This window comes from Ectopseudomonas composti, from assembly GCF_900115475.1.
GTDB classification, from domain to species: domain Bacteria; phylum Pseudomonadota; class Gammaproteobacteria; order Pseudomonadales; family Pseudomonadaceae; genus Aquipseudomonas; species Aquipseudomonas composti.
The window spans coordinates 143,900-163,379 of sequence record NZ_FOWP01000005.1 but is presented as its reverse complement, the minus strand read 5'-3'; the positions used below and the strand labels follow the sequence as shown (position 1 = coordinate 163,379).

The following is a 19,480-nucleotide window of genomic DNA, read 5'->3' as shown; positions in this document are numbered from 1 at the left end:
ATGCTCGCTGCATTGACCGCTTTCGCCATCACCTCGGCAGCTCGCCTGCTGACCGGTGCCCGAGCCCTGTGGCTCGGCAGCACCGCGCAGGCGACACAACGGCTGTACTACGCCAACCACAGCAGTCATGGCGATTTCGTCCTGCTCTGGGCGTCGCTGCCACCGGAGCTGCGCAAGCGCACCCGGCCGGTAGCCGGCGCCGACTACTGGCAGAAGCCAGGGGTGCGCAGCTTTCTGATCAACAAGGTGTTCAACGGTGTGCTGGTTGACCGCGAGCGCAAGGAGGAAGGGGTCAACCCGCTGCAGGCGATGCTCGATGCGCTGGACGGCGGTGACTCGCTGATCATCTTCCCCGAGGGCACGCGCAACCTCGGCGATGAGCCGTTGCTGCCGTTCAAGAGCGGCCTTTATCACCTGGCTCAGGCGCGGCCGGACGTGGAGCTGGTGCCAGTGTGGATCGCCAACCTCAACCGGGTGATGCCCAAGGGCAGGGCGCTGCCGCTGCCGCTGCTGTGCACCCTGAGCTTCGGTGCGGCACTGGAGCCCATCGAGGGGGAGGGCAAAGATGCCTTCCTGGAACGCGCGCGTAACGCCCTGCTGGCACTGGCACCCGAGGAGGCCTGAGATGGATAACAACACTTTGCTGCTGTTCGCCGGTATCGGTGCTCTGCTGTTGCTGGCCAGCCTGGTCGGCTTCGTCCTCAAGCGGCGCAGTGGCGATCAGCCCAACCCGGTGATCGACAACCTCAACGCGCGGATCAACGCCTGGTGGGTGATGGTGCTGGTAATCGGCATCGCCTTCCTGTTCGGCAACGTCGGCGTCGTCGTGCTGTTCTACTTCGTGTCGTTCTATGCGCTGCGCGAGTTCATGACGCTGACGCCGACCCGGCGCAGCGACTACCCGGCACTGGTAGCCGCCTTCTACTTCGCCCTGCCGATGCAATACCTGCTGATCGCCCTGGGCTGGTATGGCCTGTTCGCTATCTTCATCCCGGTCTACCTGTTCCTGCTGCTGCCAATCCTCGCCTCGCTGGGCGGCGACACCACGCGCTATCTGGAGCGCGCGGCCAAAGTGCAGTGGGGGTTGATGATCGCCGTGTACTGCATCTCTTCGGTACCGGCGCTGCTGACCCTGGACATCCCCGGCTACGAGGGGCGCAACCTGCTGCTGATCGCCTGGCTGATCATCGTCGTGCAGCTCTCCGACGTGCTGCAGTACGTCTGCGGCAAGCTGGCCGGCAAGCACAAGATCGCACCGAATCTCTCGCCCTCGAAAACCGTGGAAGGCTTTGTCGGTGGCGTAGCCCTGGCCACGTTGATCGGCGCCATGCTGTGCTGGATCACGCCGTTCGCCTTCTGGCAGGCCGCGCTGTTCGCCCTGCTGGTGTGCATCCTCGGCTTCGCCGGCGGCCTGGTGATGTCGGCGATCAAACGCGACCGCGGGGTGAAGGATTGGGGCCACATGATCGAAGGCCACGGCGGCATGCTCGACCGCCTGGACTCCGTGTGCTTCGCCGCCCCGGTGTTCTTCCACATGGTGCGCTACTGGTGGGCCTGATCTAATACAAGCAATGGGGCAGGGGATTGCACTAGAGTTAAGCAACCCCCAAGAACCAGAAGGCCGATATGGTCGCCCACACCCAGACACTGTTCGGAGCCGTCGCGCTGGTCGCCGTGATCATGGGCAGCTGTCTGATCCTGGTCGGCCAGCTTCGTCATCGCGACGGCATGCTCACCACCGGGCTGGGCATGCTCTCCCATGCACTGGCCTACATCGGCTTCACCCTGTTCGGGCAGGCCTCGATGTGGCTGACCTACGTGCTGGCCAACACCTTGCTGTCCACCGCGCTGGCGTTCTATACGGTCAGCCTGCCGCTGATCCACGGCCGCCGTCCGCCCTGGCGGCTGGCCTTTGCCTTCCCGCTGCTGCTAGGCGCGTTGCTCAGCCTGCTGATCGCCACCGAAGAACCCCGCCAATTGGTGGCCTGCCTGCTGCTGTTCACTCAATGCCTGGTGATCCTGCGTTTGAGCCGTCTCCATGCCGTGCAGGGTGGGCGCGCCCATCGCATCCTGATGATAGGTGCAGGCATCAGCCTGTTCGGCCTGGGCATTCGCGTGGCGGTCATCCTCAGCGGTGCCCCGGCGGAGATGCACTACGACGTCAGCAACCTCAAGCAGACGGTATCGGTCGCCCTCGGCGCCGCCACCATCATCATGTTCTCCTTTGGCCTGGTATTGCTGTCGCGCGAGCGCATCGAATCGGAGCTGCGCCAGACCGCCCTGCGCGACACGCTTACCAGGCTGCCCAATCGCCTGGCGATACTCGAACGACTCACCGACGAGCTGGAGCGCGCTCGCCGCCAACACACCCCGCTGTCCATCGCCATGCTCGATCTGGATCACTTCAAGCTGATCAACGACAGCCACGGCCATCTAGTCGGCGATGACGTGCTCAGGCACTGCGCCGACCATCTTCAGCAGCGCCTGCGGCGTAACGACAGCATCGGCCGTTATGGTGGTGAGGAATTTCTGCTGATCCTGCCCGGCACCGACGCCAACGGCGCGCTGGAGCTGGTCGATCAGCTTCGCCAATCCCTGACCCAGCAACCGGCGCAGGTCGACGACAAGACCATCACCTTGAGCTTCAGCGCCGGTGTTTACGGCAGCACCAGCCCCGTCGCCGAGGACATCACCGGCATGCTGCTCAAGGCCGACACCGCGCTCTATCGCGCCAAGCATGCCGGGCGTAATACGCAGGTTCTGGCCACGGCGGACTGAGGGAACGGGCTCGGATTTACTGGTGATCTCTGGAAGGCCAACAGCTTTCTTCTGGCGACCTGAATCATGCTTGGCTACCAACGCTCAGCGGCGCCTGACTTTTTTCAGGCAACAAAAAACCCGCCGAAGCGGGGTTTTTAAGACCTTCCGACATCCTGTCGTTTGCCGTCCTGGCGCGGTCTGTCTTCCGTGACTCGGGACATCCAGTTCCCGGTATGTGTGAGTAGATTAACCAGCCCACGGAAGCGGCGGGAGAGGTCTGTTGCGCTTCGACGTGTAAGCCTTTTGCCATAGGGGCAATCGCAAAAGACCCTGACTTGAAGCCTGACGCTAATCAGATGGCAGCTTTACTCGTCCACAAACACGCCACACAGATCGATCACGAAGCGCGCAGGTTGCGCTTCGCCTGCAGCTACGACGATGAACACCGAATGATTGGCGTCTCGACCCGTAACGCGCTGCACGTAGAGCGCAAGATTTCCTTGCTTATACGCGGGCGTATCGCCTAGAAAATCCAGATGCTTTCTTGCGCCAGGAATCAGGCATACCAGCGCATCTGCCTGCCGTTCACCCAGTTCCCATAAATACTGGACCTGCCGGTTGTCGAAGAGCACTGGTCCGAAATCTGTCGTATCCAACATTGAGCTGAACACATAGAAATCACTTTCAGTCCCATCGAATAGTCGTTTTTTAACAGGATTACTCATGATTCCTTAATAAAAACACAGACAGATTTATTTACCCACAACAGGTGTGAAGAAATTAAATCTGCCCCTTTTCCCATTTTTTACTCTTCGCTAGGGCATGCGCATTAGCGCGGTCTTTAGGCGCTTCAGCAAGATCGGATCGGTGAGACACGCGTCAGGACGTAGGCCATCGAGCGCCGGCACCTGCTGCTCGACCCACCATAGCCCTTCTTCTAGGCCCCTTTTCCCATAGATGACCACCGCGATGTCATCATGACCATCAAGGCGCTGAGCTAGGATGCTAGCCTTGGCATCGTTGTAATCCTCTCGGTAGAGGTCAACATAGTTGTCCCAGGTCTCGTCGCCAGGATAATCGTGCTCCAGTAGTTCCATTAGAAGCCTCCAAAGGAAATGAGGTTGGCACCTGTGGGGTTTCGCGCCGAAGGAGCCAATATGCCGTCGTAGCCGTTGCTCTTGGCCCAGTCGCCTATTTTGTGGGTGACATTGTACTTTGAACCGGTAATGTCTCTCAGGGAAACACCAAGTTGAGATCTGACCTTAGGGTTGGTCAGATCTAGAACATTGTTCAGACTGACCTTCTTGCTGACTAGCACTCGAGTGGATAAATCGACTTTCCAGTGCGTGACCTCGGCCATCGCCGTCTTCTTAGAGTTAGCCCCATATACGCCGCCGAGCCCCGGTTTGGTATACCGCTGAGTCGAGGCTACGCTCCATTTGTGCGCCGTCCATGTCGTACTGATCCGGCCTGGCTCCTCGAAGCGGTACACGGTACGGCTGACCCGCCTACCAGCTGGAGGCGTCGAGCATTTCATTAGTCCAAACGGATCGACCCACTTGATCGGATTCTCCGCATACTGATACGCATTGAGGCCACCCGCTAACCCAATCGGATCCGGGCTGATAAAGCGTCCGATATCCGGATCGTAGAACCTGAAGGTGTTGTAGTGCAGCCCGGTTTCGCGGTCTAGGTACTGGCCCTGGAAGCGCAGGTTCTGCTCTTCGACGAAGAAGCTTTCCTGTGTTTCGGCCAGGGTGTTGCCCCACACCTGGTAGCGCGCCTGCCAGATGCAGCGGCCGTCGTCTTCGGTGAGTTGCTGCGGTAAGCCGTTAGGATCGTTGTGGTAGTAGCGCAGGCGCGCGTGTTCGCCCTGGCCATCGATGCGCGCCAGCGGGTCGTAGCTGCCTTCGTCGTAGAGGTAGAGGCTGCGCCGGCCGTTGCGGGTCTCGCTGAGCAGGCGCAGGCCGCTCCAAGCTATCGGATAGGCATGCGCAGGTTTACCAGTCGAACATCGCGGTGTAGCTCTTCTGATCGCCGACACCGCGCAGGCAACTGGCGCTCTGAGCCAGCACTGATGGCTCCAGCTGGCCCTTGATCAGTCGAATGGCCTTGTATTGCGAACGACACTCCAGCTTGTGATCCGCCACGGGGATTACATGCAGCACCATGACAATCGGCACATTCTTAAAAGTTTCTACATGTGCCTGACCATCCTTACCAACACTGAAATGACATGGCGAGGGAATGTCCAGCGTCAGTACGCTCTGGTCTGGCTTGCGCAATATGCAGGCCCGCCTGGTGCTCTCCAGTATATAAGTCTGCCCTGCCAAAGCTACTTGCTCCGGGTAGCTAGATTTGTCTGAGGCAAGCGGTGGTGTCGATTCGGCGCATACACAAAAACTGGTCAGCATACCGAGCATCAGTAAAAGTGTACGAAGACGCTTGCTCATGCCGGCTCCTTGAACTAGACGGAAAAATCTGTCTCGAACAGCACTTAATTTACACGTTAATCGATTGATCTAGAAGAAAGGCTGCCTTTCCATCAAAAACTTAATTAAAACAAAAGGAGGAAATAGTTACCTGAAACTCTTTGGCCAGAAACAAATATCTACCCATCCTTATTTCATATCAGTCACCTTGAAAAGCACTTATGTATTTCAGGCGTTATGGCTATCTCTCCCTATTGATTAGACATTTTAAACACCTGACTACTCTGAACCTGAACGGCCCCGCATTTTTCATTACTAGCCATCGGTTTTCCTGTGGCGAATGTTAAAATCCAGACAAAGATGAAAACTGGCTATAAACCTCAATATTGAGAACCTCCAATCAACAATAGCTGAAATGATCTCCATCTTTAGGTTCGTTACTATTTGCTAGGTTGTCCACCATCCAGGTAGATGAACGGCAATAAGCGCAAACTATGCAACAGATATTAGGACTATTCTTGAATGGAGCTCACAAAGAGGTGAATCAGTCTTTAGACTTCTTAACAATTCTGCGTCGGCACTTCCCGGTATTCATTGCTGCGTTTTTTCTGGCGCTTTTTTCCCTGGCGGTCAGTCAGATTCTGCTGCTGGAGTTCTATCCGCCCAGCCTGGATGACTATGGCATCTACATGATGCTGGGCAGCTGCGGCATATCCTTGTACCTGTGTGGCGCCAACCTTCTGGTGATTCGCGGCCGCCCCTGGGCGGTATGGCTGGTCGTGGCAGCCATGGCCGTCTGCATGCTGGTAGTGCTCGTCCACTGGGGTAGGCGCGCGCCAGACGTGATGTATTCCATCGGCCTGCTACTGCCACTGGCTGCTCTGCTGACGCTCAACAGCAAGCGCTATCGCGCGATGCTAGTGGCCATGGTGGAAATACGAGGCCAACGCGCAGCGTGGCGCAAGCGCTTCAAGTAAGAAGGCCAGCGCTACATCCCACAAAGAGCTCTACTCAAATTAAAAAGCCCCTGTCGACTCGCATCGGCAGGGGCTTTTCTTTGATGAGCAGGTAATCCTGCCCATCTGTCCACAGCATCAGAAGTCCAGGTTCGACACCGCCAGGGCGTTGGATTCGATGAAGTCGCGGCGCGGCTCCACGGCATCGCCCATCAGGGTGTTGAAGATCTGGTCAGCTGCAATGGCGTCCTCGATGGTCACCTTGAGCATGCGACGCACTTCCGGGTCCATGGTGGTTTCCCACAGCTGATCCGGGTTCATCTCGCCGAGACCTTTGTATCGCTGGATGCTGTGGCGCTTGGTGCTTTCGGTCATCAGCCAGTCCAGCGCTTGCTTGAAGGTGCTGACCGGCTTCTTGCGCTCACCACGCTGCACGTAGGCACCTTCTTCCAGCAGGTTGTTCAGCTGGTCACCCAGCGCAGTGACCGTTTTATAGTCATTGCTGGCGAAGAAGTCGCGGTTAAAGGTGGTGTAGCTGGACAGGCCGTGTGCCTTGACCTCTACCTCCGGCAGCCAGACGTGGCGCTCGCGGTCTTCGCGCAGGCTGGCGGTGTAGGTCTGGCCAGACTTCTCCATCGTCTTCAGACGCGCGCTGAAGCGCTCCATCCAGGCTTGCATGCCGGCATGATCAGCCAGTTGCTCAAGGCCGATACGGGGCAGATAGACGAAGTGCTCGGTGATGTCCTTGGGATAGACGCGTGACAGGCGATCCAGGGTCTTCATCACGCCACGGTATTCGCCGACCAGTTTCTCCAATGCACCGCCGGACAGACCTGGGGCATTCTCGTTGACGTGCAAGCTGGCGTCTTCCAGAGCCGACTGGGTCATGTATTCATCCATGGCCTCGTCGTCCTTGATGTACTGCTCCTGCTTGCCTTTCTTCACCTTGTACAGCGGCGGCTGAGCGATGTAGATGTAGCCACGCTCGACCAGCTCCGGCAGTTGGCGGAAGAAGAAGGTGAGCAGCAGGGTACGGATGTGCGAACCGTCGACGTCAGCATCGGTCATGATGATGATGTTGTGGTAACGCAGCTTGTCGATGTTGTATTCATCACGGCCAATACCACAACCGAGTGCAGTGATCAGCGTGCCGACTTCCTGGGAGGAAATCATGCGATCGAAACGCGCACGTTCAACGTTGAGGATCTTGCCCTTGAGCGGCAGGATGGCCTGGGTCTTGCGGTTACGACCCTGCTTCGCAGAACCGCCCGCGGAGTCACCCTCCACGATGTAGAGTTCGGACAGCGCCGGGTCTTTTTCCTGGCAGTCGGCCAGTTTGCCGGGGAGGCCAGCGATGTCCAGCGCCCCTTTACGACGAGTCATCTCACGCGCTTTACGGGCCGCTTCACGGGCACGGGCGGCATCGATCATCTTGCCGACCACGGCCTTAGCTTCGTTGGGGTTCTCCAACAGGAAGTCGGAGAAGTACTTGCCCATTTCCTGTTCAACCGCAGTTTTTACCTCGCTGGAGACCAGTTTGTCCTTGGTCTGCGAGCTGAATTTCGGATCCGGTACCTTGACCGAGATGATCGCAGTCAGGCCTTCACGGGCGTCGTCACCGGTGGTGGCAACCTTGAACTTCTTCGCCAGGCCTTCGGCCTCGATGTAGTTGTTCAGATGGCGGGTGAGGGCGGAGCGGAAACCGGCCAGGTGAGTGCCGCCGTCACGCTGAGGAATGTTGTTGGTGAAGCAGAGCAGGTTCTCGTTGAAGCTGTCGTTCCACTGCAGGGCCACTTCAACCCCAACACCGTCTTCTTCGCGCTGGATGTTGAAATGGAACACCTGGTTGACCACTGTCTTGTTGGTGTTCAAGTATTCAACGAAGGCTTTCAGACCACCTTCGTATTTGAACAATTCTTCCTTACCGGTGCGCTCGTCGCGCAGCAGGATGCCCACGCCAGAGTTGAGGAAGGACAGTTCGCGCAGACGCTTGGCCAGGATATCCCAGCTGAAGTGGATGTTGGCGAAGGTCTCTTCGGACGGTTTGAAGTGGATCTGCGTGCCGGTACCGTCGGTATCGCCGACAGCGGCCAGAGGCGCTTGCGGCACGCCATGCACATAGGTCTGTTCCCAGATCTTGCCACTACGGCGAATGGTCAGCACCAGCTCCTTGGAGAGGGCGTTTACCACCGATACACCTACGCCGTGCAGACCGCCAGACACCTTGTAGCTGTTGTCGTCGAACTTACCGCCGGCGTGCAGCACGGTCATGATGACCTCGGCCGCCGAGACGCCTTCTTCCTTGTGCATATCGACCGGAATACCACGGCCGTTATCACGCACACTGATCGACTCATCCGGGTGGATGGTGATGGTGATTTCGCTGCAATAGCCTGCCAGCGCTTCGTCGATCGAGTTGTCGACCACCTCGAACACCATGTGGTGCAGACCACTACCATCGTCAGTGTCACCGATGTACATCCCGGGACGTTTGCGTACGGCGTCCAGTCCTTTCAGCACCTTGATGCTGGAGGAGTCGTACGTTTGGTTCTCGCTCATGCCTTCACTCCCGATGGTCTTGGGTCTGGGTGATACGGCCATGTTCCACGTGGAACATGGCAACCGGCGTATCCGTCTGCCAGCCTTCCCTCAACAATTCATGATCTACACAGGTTATGAACACCTGGCAGCGCAAATCTTCCAGCAACCGGCAAAGTGCCTGACGATGCTGCTCATCCAGTTCGGACGGTAAGTCGTCCACCAGATAGATACATTGGCCACGCTTGGCCTCATTGACCAAGTGACCCTGGGCGATGCGCAACGCGCACACGACCAGCTTCTGTTGTCCTCGCGACAGAATCTCTGCCGCGTTGTGCCCCGCAAGTCGCAGGCGCAAATCAGCGCGCTGCGGTCCAGCCTGGGTATGCCCAAGGTGCTGGTCGCGGAGGAGGGATGTGGCGAGCACTTCGCTCAGATCACGATCCTTGTCCCAACCACGGTAGTAACTCAGGGTCAGCCCATCCAAGTGCAGCAGCTCAGCCAGGGTCTGTTCGAACACCGGTTTCAGCGCCTGAATATAGGCACGTCGGTAGCTGTCGATTTCCTCGCTCGCACTGCACAATTCACGGTCCCATGCGGCCTGCGAAGCACCGTCAAGTGTACCATGACGCAGCCACGAGTTCCGCTGCCGCAGGGCCTTCTGCAGGCGTTGCCAGGCGCCGAGAAAGCGATGTTCCACGTGGAACACACCCCAATCCAGGAACTGCCGGCGAATCTTCGGCGCCCCCTCCAACAAGCGGAAACTGTCTGGGTTGATCAGTTGCAAAGGCAATAGATCGGCAAGTTGAGCAGCACTTCGCGCGTTCTGCCCATCGATACGAATCTGCAGCTCACCCTGGCGATCACGCGAAATACCGAGATTGCTGGTGCCACCCTCAGCCAACTGCACCTGACCAAAAATGGTACAGGCAGGTTGTTCGTAATGAATGACCGGTTGCAGACGTGTGCTGCGGAAGGAGCGGGCGAGGCCGAGCAGATGGATCGCCTCAAGCAGGCTGGTCTTGCCGCTGCCGTTGGCGCCGTGGAGGATGTTGATGCGGGAGGAGGGAGAGAGGGTCACCGGGTGCAGATTGCGCACCCCGGTGACCGTGATACGGCTTAGGGACATTAAAGACGCATCGGCATGACAACGTAGGCAGAGTCGTCGTTGTCGGATTCCTGCAGCAGGGCACTGCTGTTGGAGTCGGAGAGGATCAGGCGCACCTGCTCGGTGCCCATCACACCCAACACATCCAGCAGATAGCTAACGTTGAAACCGATTTCCAGGCCGCTGCCGTTATAGTCGACCACGATCTCTTCTTCAGCCTCTTCCTGCTCCGGGTTGTTGGCCTGAATTTTCAGCAGACCAGCCGCCAGGGTCAGGCGAATGCCACGGTACTTCTCGTTGGACAGAATCGCCGTACGGCTGAACGCTTCACGCAGGCCCTGACGGTCCGCCAGCACCAGCTTGTCACCACCACGCGGCAGCACACGCTCGTAATCCGGGAACTTGCCGTCTACCAGCTTCGAGGTGAAGGTGAACTCGCCGGTGTTGGCACGAATGTGGTGCTGACCCAGAACAATGGCGACTTCGGCGTCCTGCTCGGTGAGCAGACGCGCCAGCTCGAGAATACCTTTGCGCGGCACGATTACCTGGTGCTTGCCGTCCTGCTGGATGATCGCTTCCATCGAGCACATGGCCAGACGGTGACCGTCGGTGGCCACCGCACGCAGCAGGCCGCTCTGAACTTCCAGCAGCATGCCGTTGAGGTAGTAGCGTACATCCTGCTGGGCCATGGCGAAGCTGGTGCGCTCGATCAAACGACGCAGCTTGGCCTGCGGCAGGTTGAAGGTGAGCGAGCCTGGGCCTTCCTCGACGGTGGGGAAGTCATTGGCTGGCAGCGTCGACAGCGTGAAGCGGCTGCGACCAGCCTTGACCAGAAGCTTCTGATCATCGACACGAATATCGATCAGCGCGTCGCTCGGCAGGCTTTTGCAGATGTCCATCAACTTGCGTGCCGGTACGGTGATTTCACCGGGTTCAGCGGCATCTTCCAGCGTGACGCGGCCAACCAGTTCGACCTCGAGGTCGGTACCGATGAGCGACAGCTGCTGGCCTTCGACCACCAGCAGGACGTTGGACAGAACCGGCAGCGTCTGGCGTCGTTCCACGACACCGGCGACCAGTTGCAGGGGTTTCAACAGGGCTTCGCGTTGAATAGTGAAATGCATGGTCTAGTCCCTTGCCTCGTGGAGCTGCATTGATTTGATCAGGTAGTCAGGGTGCGCAGCAGGTTCTTATAGTCCTCGCGGATGTCCGCGTCGGATCCCCTAAGTTCAGCAATCTTACGGCAAGCGTGCAACACCGTGGTGTGATCGCGCCCGCCGAAGGCCACACCGATTTCCGGCAGGCTGTGGTTGGTCAATTCCTTCGACAATGCCATGGCCACCTGACGCGGCCTGGCAATCGAACGGGAGCGACGCTTGGACAGCAGATCGGTGATCTTGATCTTGTAGTACTCAGCGGTGGTGCGCTGAATATTATCGATGCTGACCAACTTATCCTGCAGAGCCAGCAGGTCCTTGAGCGATTCGCGAATCAGCTCGATGGTGATATCGCGGCCCATGAAGTGCGAGTGAGCGATCACCCGTTTCAGCGCCCCCTCCAACTCACGCACGTTGGAGCGAATACGCTGGGCGATGAAGAACGCAGCATCGTGCGGCAGATCGACCTTGGCCTGATCGGCCTTCTTCATCAGGATCGCCACACGGGTTTCCAGCTCCGGCGGCTCGACTGCAACGGTCAAGCCCCAGCCGAAGCGCGACTTCAGGCGCTCTTCCAGGCCTTCGATCTCCTTAGGATAGCGGTCGCTGGTAAGAATCACCTGCTGGCCGCCTTCGAGCAGCGCGTTGAAGGTGTGGAAAAACTCCTCCTGGGAGCGCTCCTTCTTGGCGAAGAACTGGATATCGTCGATCAGCAGCGCGTCTACTGAACGATAGAAGCGCTTGAACTCGTTGATGGCGTTGAGCTGCAGTGCCTTGACCATGTCGGCGACGAAACGCTCGGAGTGCAGATAGACCACCTTGGCGTTGGGATTCTTCGCCAGCAGGTGGTTACCCACTGCATGCATCAAGTGGGTCTTGCCCAGGCCGACGCCACCATAAAGGAACAGCGGGTTGTAACCGTGCTTGGGATTGTCGGCTACCTGCCAGGCCGCTGCGCGGGCCAACTGGTTCGACTTGCCCTCGACAAAGTTGTCGAAGGTAAAGGTGCGATTGAGGTAGCTGGTGTGCTTGAGGCCACCTTCGACCTGCACGGTACGTTCGGTGCGTGGCGCTACGGCTGGAGTCGGTGCTTGCGGTGCGGAGCCGGCCATGGAGTCGAAGCTGGCTCGCGACGGTTCTTCCTGTACTGGTGGCGGAAGCGGTTTGCTGACAGAAGCTGCAGCCTGAACCTGAGCAGCGCGTGCAGCAGCAGGCAGCGGCGCCGTTGGCGCAACACGGGCAGTCGCTGCACGTTTGCTGCCTATTAATAAGGAAAGCGCAGGGACCAGGCCGCCGGCGCGCTCACCGAGCAACTCGAGCAAACGGCTCAGGTATTTCTCGTTGACCCAATCGAGTACAAAACGATTCGGCGCATACACGCGCAGCTCGTCGCCTTCGGCTTCGACCTGCAGAGGACGGATCCAGGTGTTGAATTGCTGGGCCGGCAACTCATCGCGCAGAAGCTCGACGCATTGCTGCCATAGTTCCACTGACACTGACTATCCCCTATCCAGGCGGCGATGCAAAAAACAGCCGCCATTGTAACGGTCAACGACCGAGTTATCCACACAACAGCGGTTAGATGGCCAAGTAAAATCAAAGCCTTAGTTACATTCATCAGGCTTATCAGGCAAACCATAAACCTTGTGGATAAGCGCCCGATAAGCCTCTGCAAAAGCCTGGGGACGAATGGGCGGATAACCAGGCTGTGGGTAACCCCGCGTTTCATCCTCAGACTGTATCCAGGAGGTACACAGCCGCCACACGTCTTTTGGACAGGCTTATCATCACCGCTCAAGCAATCAGTGCGCGGCTAACAGAGGGTTGTCCACAGCTGCCGGCCTTGCTAATCAACATAAACATAGAAAAAGAGCCTTAAACCCTTTTCCTTCTTTCTATTTCTATCTGGAGAATAAGGTTGGTTGGAAATTGACCTACCGCGCGGCTTTCTCTAGAATTGCCGGTCTCTTAAAACCAGGGTCATTCCGACCCTAGTCGATCACCCAGGTAACGCACCATGAAACGCACTTTCCAACCCAGCACTATCAAGCGCGCTCGTACCCACGGTTTCCGTGCCCGCATGGCCACCAAGAACGGCCGTGCCGTCCTGTCGCGTCGTCGCGCCAAGGGCCGCAAGCGTCTTGCTGTCTAATTAATCCAGACAGGTGGTGAGTCGAGGCTTCGGCCGGGAAAAGCGACTGCTGACTCCCCGGCAATTCAAGGCAGTCTTCGACTCCCCAAGCGGTAAAGCTCCGGGCAAAAGTGTCCTGTTGCTAGCGCGCGATAACCAGCTTGATCATCCCCGCCTAGGTCTGGTGATCGGCAAAAAGAGCGTCAAGCTCGCCGTCGAGCGCAACCGCATCAAGCGTCAAATCCGCGAGTCCTTTCGCCTCAATCAGGACAACCTGACAGGCTGGGACATCGTGGTGGTCGCCCGCAAAGGGCTAGGTGATCTGGAGAATGGCGAGCTCGCTCAGCAGTTCGGCAAACTCTTGAAACGCTTGGCCCGAAGCCGGCCCAGTCGCGACGCAGACTTATCCCCCGGGACAAGCGACAATCCCCATGCGTAAAGCGGCTCTCGCCTGTATCCAGGTTTATCGCTACGCCATCAGCCCGCTGATGGCCAGTCACTGTCGCTTCTATCCCAGCTGTTCCTGCTATGCATACGAAGCCATCGAGCAACATGGCTTTGTGCGTGGTGGCTGGCTGGCAGCTCGCCGTCTTGGCCGCTGCCACCCCTGGAATGCCGGCGGTTTCGATCCGGTTCCACCCGTTAAAACATCCCGATCCCCTTCGATGGCCGAATAATCATGGATATCCAACGTTCGATCCTGATCGTCGCCCTGGCAGTCGTGTCCTACCTCATGGTCCTGCAATGGAACGAGGACTATGGCCAGGCTGCCCTGCCAGCCGAGGTTAGTACCTCGACCGCTGCGACGCCCGCCCTGCCCGACACCCCTGCTGCAACCGCAAATACCGGCGGCGACGACATTCCAACTGCAGTGGCTGAGCCCAGTGCAGCTGCCGTTGCGCCGACCGCTGCGGTCAGCGACGAGCTGATTCGCGTCAAGACCGATGTACTCGAGCTGGCCATCGACCCGCGTGGTGGTGATGTCGTGCAACTGCGTCTGCCGCAATATCCGCGTCGTCAGGATCGCCCGGACGTGCCGTTCCAGTTGTTCGACAATGGCAACGAGCGCACCTACCTGGCGCAAAGCGGCCTGATCGGTCAGAACGCTCCGGACAAATCCAGCGGCCGTTCCTTGTGGTCCAGCGAGAAGCAGAGCTACCAACTGGCCGAAGGCCAGGACAGCCTGGTGGTCGATCTCACGTTCAGCGAGAACGGCGTCAACTACATCAAGCGCTACAGCTTCAAACGCGGTCTCAACCCGCAATGCTCCGCACGTGAGCAGCAACTGAAGAAGCCTGGCTGCATCGATCCGTCGGCCTATCAGGTCGATGTGCGTTACCTGATCGACAACCAGAGCGACCAGGCCTGGAGCGGCAACCTGTTCGCCCAGCTCAAGCGCGACAACAGCGGCGACCCGTCCTCGACCACCGCTACCGGCACCGCCACCTACCTGGGTGCTGCGCTGTGGACCAGCGAAGAGCCGTACAAGAAAGTGTCGATGAAAGATATCGACAAGCAGTCCTTCAAGGAAACCGTGCAGGGCGGCTGGGTTGCCTGGCTGCAGCACTACTTCGTCACCGCCTGGGTGCCGAACAAGGACAGCACCAACCTGATTCAGACCCGCAAGGACAGCCAGGGTAACTACATCGTCGGCTTCACCGGCCCGTCCGTACAGGTCGCTGCCGGCGCTCAAGGTGAAACTGGCGCGATCCTCTACGCCGGTCCCAAGCTGCAGGAGCACCTCGGCACTCTGTCGCCAGGCCTGGAGCTGACGGTCGACTATGGTTTCCTGTGGTTCCTGGCACAGCCGATCTTCTGGCTGCTGGAAGTGATCCACGGCGTACTCGGTAACTGGGGCTGGTCGATCATCGTCCTGACCATCATCATCAAGCTGATCTTCTTCCCGCTGTCTGCTGCCAGCTACCGCTCGATGGCGCGCATGCGTGCCGTATCGCCGAAACTGCAGGCGCTGAAAGAGCAGCACGGTGACGATCGCCAGAAGATGTCCCAGGCGATGATGGAGCTGTACAAGAAAGAGAAGATCAACCCGCTGGGCGGCTGCTTGCCGATCCTGGTGCAGATGCCGGTATTCCTCGCACTGTACTGGGTGCTGCTGGAGTCGGTCGAGATGCGTCAGGCCCCGTGGATGTTCTGGATTACCGACCTGTCGATCAAGGATCCGTTCTTCATCCTGCCGATCATCATGGGCGCGACCATGTTCATCCAGCAGCAGCTCAACCCGACGCCGCCGGACCCCATGCAGGCCCGCGTGCTGAAGCTGATGCCGATCATCTTCACCTTCTTCTTCCTGTGGTTCCCTGCCGGTCTGGTGCTGTACTGGGTGGTCAACAACTGCCTGTCCATCGCCCAGCAGTGGTACATTACGCGCAAGATCGAAGCAGCAACGAAAGCGGCCAACGCCTGATTCGCCAAGGCTTCCAAGCATCAAGCAAACGCCCCATGATTGGGGCGTTTTGCTATCCGACCATTTATCGTAGGAGCGGGCTCTGCTCGCGAATCTCTGTATCCGTACGCTTGCGAGCAGAGAACCAGGCGTCCCACCTCGCCCCTACATTCGCCGCAAATATCGAGTAAACGCCATGAATCACGCACGAGACACCATCGCCGCCGTCGCCACCGCCCAAGGTCGTGGTGGTGTGGGTATCGTGCGCGTCTCTGGCCCGCTTGCCGGGACGCTCGCGCAGGCCATTTGCCGACGAGAGCTCAAGCCACGCTTCGCCCATCACGGACCCTTCTTCGGCGAACAGGAACTGACCCTGGACGAAGGCCTCGCGATCTACTTCCCTGGCCCGCACTCCTTCACCGGTGAAGACGTGCTCGAACTGCAGGGCCATGGCGGCCCAGTGGTACTCGACCTGCTGCTGCGCCGCTGCCTCACGTTGGGTGCACGCCTGGCGCGCCCTGGTGAGTTCAGCGAGCGTGCCTTCCTCAACGACAAGCTCGACCTGGCCCAGGCCGAAGCCATCGCCGATCTGATCGAAGCCAGCTCCGAGCAGGCCGCACGCAATGCGCTGCGTTCACTGCAGGGCGAATTCTCCAAACGCGTGCATGCACTGACCGAGTCACTGATCCAGCTGCGCATCTACGTCGAGGCCGCCATCGACTTTCCCGAGGAAGAGATCGATTTCCTCGCCGATGGCCACGTGCTGAACCAGCTCGACGGCGTGCGTGCCGACTTATCCACAGTGCTGCGCGAAGCGGGTCAAGGCGCTCTGCTGCGCGACGGCATGACCGTGGTCATCGCCGGGCGGCCCAACGCCGGCAAGTCCAGCCTGCTCAACGCGCTGGCCGGCCGTGAAGCCGCCATCGTCACCGATATCGCCGGCACCACGCGCGACGTGCTGCGCGAACATATCCACATCGACGGTATGCCCTTGCACGTGGTCGACACCGCTGGCCTGCGCGACACCGATGACCAGGTGGAACGCATCGGCGTAGAACGTGCACTCAAGGCCATCGGCGAGGCAGACCGTGTGCTGCTGGTGGTGGACTCCACCGCCCCAGAGGCAGCCGATCCCTTCGCCCTGTGGCCCGAGTTCCTCGAGCAACGCCCAGATCCGGCACGGATCACCCTGATTCGCAACAAGGCCGACCTCTCCGACGAAGCGGTGGCGCTGCAAACCAGTACCGATGGCCACGTCACCCTCAGTCTGTCGGCCAAATCCGCCGAAGGTCTCGAGCTGCTGCGCGAACACCTGAAAGCCTGCATGGGTTATCAACAGACCGCTGAAAGCGGTTTCAGCGCCCGTCGTCGCCACCTCGAAGCGCTGCACCAGGCCGAGCAGCATCTCGAGCACGGCCGCAACCAGCTCACCCTGATGGGCGCTGGCGAACTGCTGGCTGAAGACCTGCGCATGGCCCAGCAAGCCCTGGGCGAGATCACTGGCGCCTTCAGCAGCGACGACCTGCTGGGTCGCATCTTCTCCAGCTTCTGCATCGGTAAATAGCCGCGCGTATCAGTGCATCAGACGAAGCCATGTCGCCTGGAGCAAGTGACAACCAGCAGCGTTGCCAGCAGCAAGACCAGCAGAGCGGGTGAAAAAGCGCCAACACCCAAGCGTTCGAGCAGAACCCCGCCGAAAATACCGCCACCGGCGATCGCCATATTCCAGGCGGTTACCAGCATCGCCTGAGCGACATCTGCGGACTCCCCTGTACTCTTAGCCAGCGCGGTTTGGAACAACGTGGGCACGCCACCGAAAGCCAGGCCCCAGATGCCGACGGCGATATAGATCACCAGTGGACTCTCGCCCCCGAGCGCCAAGGCAGTGGCCGCAATGGCGAACAACCAGATGCAGGCCAGTGTCATGCGTCGTAGATGTCGGTCGATCAATACCCCGACGATCCAGATCCCCAACAGCGATGCCAGACCGAATATCAGCAACACCAGGTCGGTGCGTTCGAGCATCCCTGCCTCCGCTAGAAACGGCGCAATATAGGTATAGAGAATGTTGTGGGCCAGGACGAAGGCCAGCACCACGAAAAGCACCGGGCGAATACCGGGCAGGCGCAATACGGCGCCAAGTTGCAGCCGCCTGCTGTGGGCCTGCCCCGAGAAATCTGGAACCTGCCAGCGCACCCAGATCATCAGCAGCAAGGCAAGTGCACTCATTATGCCGAAGCACATACGCCAGCCCACCAGCGCACCCAGCCAGGTACCGGCTGGCACACCAAGCGACAGTGCCAAGGGCGTACCCACCATGGCTACCGCAATAGCGCGACCCTTCAGATGCTCCGGCACCATTCGCGCAGCATAACCTGCCACCAGCGCCCACAGCAGTCCCGCCGAAACGCCGGCAATAAACCGTGCCAGTAGCGTCAGCACGAAACTTGTGGATAACGCCGTAACGGTATTGGCCAGGGCGAAGCCAGCAATGGCGGTCAGCAACAAAGGCCTTCGGCGTATGCCCTGCGTGAGAATGATCAATGGAATCGCCGCCAGCAGCGAGCCGAGAGCATAGACCGTAACCGTCTGACCGACCCAGACCTCGGAAACCACCAGGTTTTCCGCCATTTGCGGCAATAATCCGGCAGGTAGCGCCTCAGTAAGAATGGTGACGAATCCGCCCATGGCCAATGCGAGTAGCGCGCCCAGAGGAAGGCGCTCTGCACAGCTCATTGGGAAATCTCCATCTCACCCTGTGGATAACCATGCAGAAAGCCCGAGCTACCTGGTAACAGGCTGACAACCGAAGGTCGCCAAAGATGCGGTAGTGCAGAGTCGAAAGTCGGAATCACAGCGAATCACCTTGTTCATAGATAACCACTGCGACGATAAGAATTCTCTAATTAGAGAAAAAGTGGGATAGATTTCCGATCAGTACGGAAATATAAGTCCGCAATTGAGGTGAATGATGGACAGCCTGAACGGCTTCATGGTGTTCGTGCAGGTCGCCGAAACCCGCAGCTTCGTGGCCGCCGGTCGACTGCTCGGGGTGTCGGCTTCGGCAGTCGGCAAGAGCGTAGCCAGGCTCGAGGAAAAACTTGGCGTGCGCCTGTTCCACCGCAGCACGCGCAGCGTCACCTTGACCGCGGAAGGCACGCTATTCCTGGAGCGAAGCCGACGCATTCTGGCCGAAATAGAAGCAGCCGAGCAGGAACTCTCACAGGCCTCCAGCGCACCCCGCGGCCGTCTTCGGGTCAGCCTGCCACTGGTCAGCTCTCTGGTTCTGCCGGTGCTCGGCGAGTTCATGGCGACCTATCCGGACATAGAGCTGGATCTGGACTTCAGCGATCGCCTGGTCGATGTCATCGAGGAAGGTTTCGATGCCGTGGTTCGCACCGGTGACCCGAGCGATTCCCGGCTATCGGCTCGGCGACTGGGCACTTTCGAGCTGATGCTGGTTGCCTCGCCGGAGTATCTAAAACGGTGCGGTACACCCGAGATACCGCGCGACCTGAGGCAACACACCTGCCTGCACTACCGGCTTCCCCACAGCGGCAAACTGGAAACTTGGCCGCTACAGCTGAACGCTGATGAACCCGAGGTTCAGCTTCCAACATCAATGATCTGCAATAACATCGAGACGCGGGTCTGCTTCACCCGCCAAGGCCGTGGAATTGCCTGCCTGCCAGACTTCTCGGTCAATACCTATCTGGCCAATGGCGAGCTCTGTCGAGTGCTGCCCATGCACGCTAAACGCAGCAATGTCTTCAATATCCTCTGGCCAGCGAGCAAACATCCATCGCCCAAGGTGCGTGCACTGGTCGATTTCCTCAATGCCAGGGTGTTCGCCAGCGACATCTGAAGCGCTGAACTGCACCTTTCTATTGATAATCCACAGGCGGATTCAGAGCCAATAAACCCTGTGGAAAACCGCCCATGAACCCTGCCCATAACCCTATGACAAAGCTGGGCGTAAATCCCCCTGTGGGTA

18 protein-coding genes and 1 pseudogene are annotated in these 19,480 nt (G+C 58.9%); 10 read left to right on the top strand and 9 right to left on the bottom strand.

Translation table 11 applies throughout. The annotated features are described in order from the left end of the window. The 3 genes from BM059_RS11205 to BM059_RS11195 all read left to right on the top strand — a co-directional run bounded on the left by BM059_RS11205 (position 1) and on the right by BM059_RS11195 (position 2,778). A complete protein-coding gene (locus BM059_RS11205; RefSeq protein ID WP_074938679.1) occupies positions 1-624 on the top strand; it encodes a lysophospholipid acyltransferase family protein in 624 nt (207 codons plus the stop codon). Between the two features lies 1 nt (position 625). Continuing rightward, on the top strand, positions 626-1,558 hold the full coding sequence (locus BM059_RS11200) for a phosphatidate cytidylyltransferase (protein WP_074938678.1): 933 nt from the start codon (positions 626-628) through the stop codon (positions 1,556-1,558). 68 nt (positions 1,559-1,626) lie between these two features. After that, the gene (locus BM059_RS11195) at positions 1,627-2,778 is read left to right on the top strand and encodes a GGDEF domain-containing protein (RefSeq protein WP_074938677.1); all 1,152 of its coding nucleotides are present in this window, start codon (positions 1,627-1,629) and stop codon (positions 2,776-2,778) included. 347 nt (positions 2,779-3,125) lie between these two features. On the opposite strand, the gene BM059_RS11190 is transcribed toward BM059_RS11195, so the two are convergent. From BM059_RS11190 to BM059_RS11175, 4 genes and pseudogenes are all read right to left on the bottom strand, one after another. Further along, entirely contained in the window at positions 3,126-3,485 is a 360-nt protein-coding gene (locus BM059_RS11190; RefSeq protein WP_074938675.1) for a hypothetical protein, read from the bottom strand. A gap of 90 nt (positions 3,486-3,575) precedes the next feature. Continuing rightward, entirely contained in the window at positions 3,576-3,857 is a 282-nt protein-coding gene (locus BM059_RS11185; RefSeq protein WP_074938673.1) for a hypothetical protein, read from the bottom strand. Beyond that, a pseudogene (locus BM059_RS11180) lies at positions 3,857-4,735 on the bottom strand (RHS repeat-associated core domain-containing protein); the annotation flags it as partial. The gene BM059_RS11185 and the pseudogene BM059_RS11180, both read right to left, overlap by 1 nt. Positions 4,736-4,760: 25 nt before the next feature. Then, positions 4,761-5,213: a hypothetical protein gene (locus tag BM059_RS11175; protein WP_074938671.1), complete on the bottom strand. Its 453-nt coding sequence runs from the start codon at positions 5,211-5,213 to the stop codon at positions 4,761-4,763. Between the two features lie 518 nt (positions 5,214-5,731). Between BM059_RS11175 and BM059_RS11170 the strand changes: the two genes are divergently transcribed. Then, positions 5,732-6,169, top strand: coding sequence for a hypothetical protein (locus BM059_RS11170; RefSeq protein ID WP_074938669.1), 438 nt, complete (start codon positions 5,732-5,734; stop codon positions 6,167-6,169). Between the two features lie 117 nt (positions 6,170-6,286). On the opposite strand, the gene gyrB is transcribed toward BM059_RS11170, so the two are convergent. Genes gyrB through dnaA form a run of 4 tightly spaced genes read right to left on the bottom strand, consistent with a single transcriptional unit; the run spans position 6,287 to position 12,447 of the window. Next, positions 6,287-8,707 carry a DNA topoisomerase (ATP-hydrolyzing) subunit B gene (gene gyrB, locus BM059_RS11165; RefSeq protein ID WP_037000993.1) on the bottom strand — a complete coding sequence of 807 codons (2,421 nt, stop codon included), beginning with the start codon at positions 8,705-8,707 and terminating at the stop codon, positions 6,287-6,289. Positions 8,708-8,711: 4 nt separating this feature from the next. Continuing rightward, complete coding sequence (gene recF / locus BM059_RS11160) at positions 8,712-9,815, bottom strand: DNA replication/repair protein RecF (protein ID WP_074938667.1); 1,104 nt, start codon at positions 9,813-9,815, stop codon at positions 8,712-8,714. Then, on the bottom strand, positions 9,815-10,918 hold the full coding sequence (dnaN, locus tag BM059_RS11155; protein WP_074938665.1) for a DNA polymerase III subunit beta: 1,104 nt from the start codon (positions 10,916-10,918) through the stop codon (positions 9,815-9,817). Before dnaN ends, recF begins: the two co-directional genes overlap by 1 nt. Positions 10,919-10,956: 38 nt before the next feature. Then, a complete protein-coding gene (gene dnaA, locus BM059_RS11150) occupies positions 10,957-12,447 on the bottom strand; it encodes a chromosomal replication initiator protein DnaA (RefSeq protein WP_074938663.1) in 1,491 nt (496 codons plus the stop codon). Between the two features lie 521 nt (positions 12,448-12,968). Here dnaA and rpmH point away from each other — a divergent pair. The 5 genes from rpmH to mnmE all read left to right on the top strand — a co-directional run bounded on the left by rpmH (position 12,969) and on the right by mnmE (position 17,050). Next, positions 12,969-13,103, top strand: a complete 135-nt coding sequence (gene rpmH / locus BM059_RS11145; protein WP_002551315.1) for a 50S ribosomal protein L34 — start codon at positions 12,969-12,971, stop codon at positions 13,101-13,103. 13 nt (positions 13,104-13,116) lie between these two features. Beyond that, on the top strand, positions 13,117-13,521 hold the full coding sequence (gene rnpA, locus BM059_RS11140; RefSeq protein ID WP_074938661.1) for a ribonuclease P protein component: 405 nt from the start codon (positions 13,117-13,119) through the stop codon (positions 13,519-13,521). Next, on the top strand, positions 13,514-13,759 hold the full coding sequence (yidD, locus tag BM059_RS11135; protein WP_074938659.1) for a membrane protein insertion efficiency factor YidD: 246 nt from the start codon (positions 13,514-13,516) through the stop codon (positions 13,757-13,759). Before rnpA ends, yidD begins: the two co-directional genes overlap by 8 nt. Positions 13,760-13,761: 2 nt before the next feature. Then, on the top strand, positions 13,762-15,507 hold the full coding sequence (gene yidC / locus BM059_RS11130; protein ID WP_074938657.1) for a membrane protein insertase YidC: 1,746 nt from the start codon (positions 13,762-13,764) through the stop codon (positions 15,505-15,507). Between the two features lie 175 nt (positions 15,508-15,682). Then, positions 15,683-17,050: a tRNA uridine-5-carboxymethylaminomethyl(34) synthesis GTPase MnmE gene (mnmE, locus tag BM059_RS11125; protein WP_074938655.1), complete on the top strand. Its 1,368-nt coding sequence runs from the start codon at positions 15,683-15,685 to the stop codon at positions 17,048-17,050. Positions 17,051-17,067: 17 nt separating this feature from the next. Here mnmE and BM059_RS11120 read toward each other — a convergent pair whose 3' ends face one another. After that, a complete protein-coding gene (locus BM059_RS11120) occupies positions 17,068-18,222 on the bottom strand; it encodes an MFS transporter (RefSeq protein WP_074938654.1) in 1,155 nt (384 codons plus the stop codon). A gap of 235 nt (positions 18,223-18,457) precedes the next feature. Here BM059_RS11120 and BM059_RS11115 point away from each other — a divergent pair, with 235 nt between their 5' ends. After that, complete coding sequence (locus BM059_RS11115) at positions 18,458-19,351, top strand: LysR family transcriptional regulator (RefSeq protein ID WP_074938652.1); 894 nt, start codon at positions 18,458-18,460, stop codon at positions 19,349-19,351. The last annotated feature ends 129 nt before the right edge of the window (positions 19,352-19,480 follow it).

Excerpts from the sequence above, each read along its gene's own strand:
- BM059_RS11195 (WP_074938677.1), top strand. The coding sequence starts at position 1,627 with ATGGTCGCCCACACCCAGACACTGTTCGGAGCCGTCGCGCTGGTCGCC.
- BM059_RS11175 (WP_074938671.1), bottom strand. The coding sequence starts at position 5,213 with ATGAGCAAGCGTCTTCGTACACTTTTACTGATGCTCGGTATGCTGACC.
- recF (WP_074938667.1), bottom strand. The coding sequence starts at position 9,815 with ATGTCCCTAAGCCGTATCACGGTCACCGGGGTGCGCAATCTGCACCCG.
- mnmE (WP_074938655.1), top strand. The coding sequence starts at position 15,683 with ATGAATCACGCACGAGACACCATCGCCGCCGTCGCCACCGCCCAAGGT.
- gyrB (WP_037000993.1), bottom strand. The coding sequence starts at position 8,707 with ATGAGCGAGAACCAAACGTACGACTCCTCCAGCATCAAGGTGCTGAAA.
- yidD (WP_074938659.1), top strand. The coding sequence starts at position 13,514 with ATGCGTAAAGCGGCTCTCGCCTGTATCCAGGTTTATCGCTACGCCATC.
- BM059_RS11190 (WP_074938675.1), bottom strand. The coding sequence starts at position 3,485 with ATGAGTAATCCTGTTAAAAAACGACTATTCGATGGGACTGAAAGTGAT.
- dnaN (WP_074938665.1), bottom strand. The coding sequence starts at position 10,918 with ATGCATTTCACTATTCAACGCGAAGCCCTGTTGAAACCCCTGCAACTG.
- BM059_RS11185 (WP_074938673.1), bottom strand. The coding sequence starts at position 3,857 with ATGGAACTACTGGAGCACGATTATCCTGGCGACGAGACCTGGGACAAC.
- BM059_RS11205 (WP_074938679.1), top strand. The coding sequence starts at position 1 with ATGCTCGCTGCATTGACCGCTTTCGCCATCACCTCGGCAGCTCGCCTG.
- rpmH (WP_002551315.1), top strand. The coding sequence starts at position 12,969 with ATGAAACGCACTTTCCAACCCAGCACTATCAAGCGCGCTCGTACCCAC.
- BM059_RS11200 (WP_074938678.1), top strand. The coding sequence starts at position 626 with ATGGATAACAACACTTTGCTGCTGTTCGCCGGTATCGGTGCTCTGCTG.
- BM059_RS11120 (WP_074938654.1), bottom strand. The coding sequence starts at position 18,222 with ATGAGCTGTGCAGAGCGCCTTCCTCTGGGCGCGCTACTCGCATTGGCC.
- yidC (WP_074938657.1), top strand. The coding sequence starts at position 13,762 with ATGGATATCCAACGTTCGATCCTGATCGTCGCCCTGGCAGTCGTGTCC.
- BM059_RS11115 (WP_074938652.1), top strand. The coding sequence starts at position 18,458 with ATGGACAGCCTGAACGGCTTCATGGTGTTCGTGCAGGTCGCCGAAACC.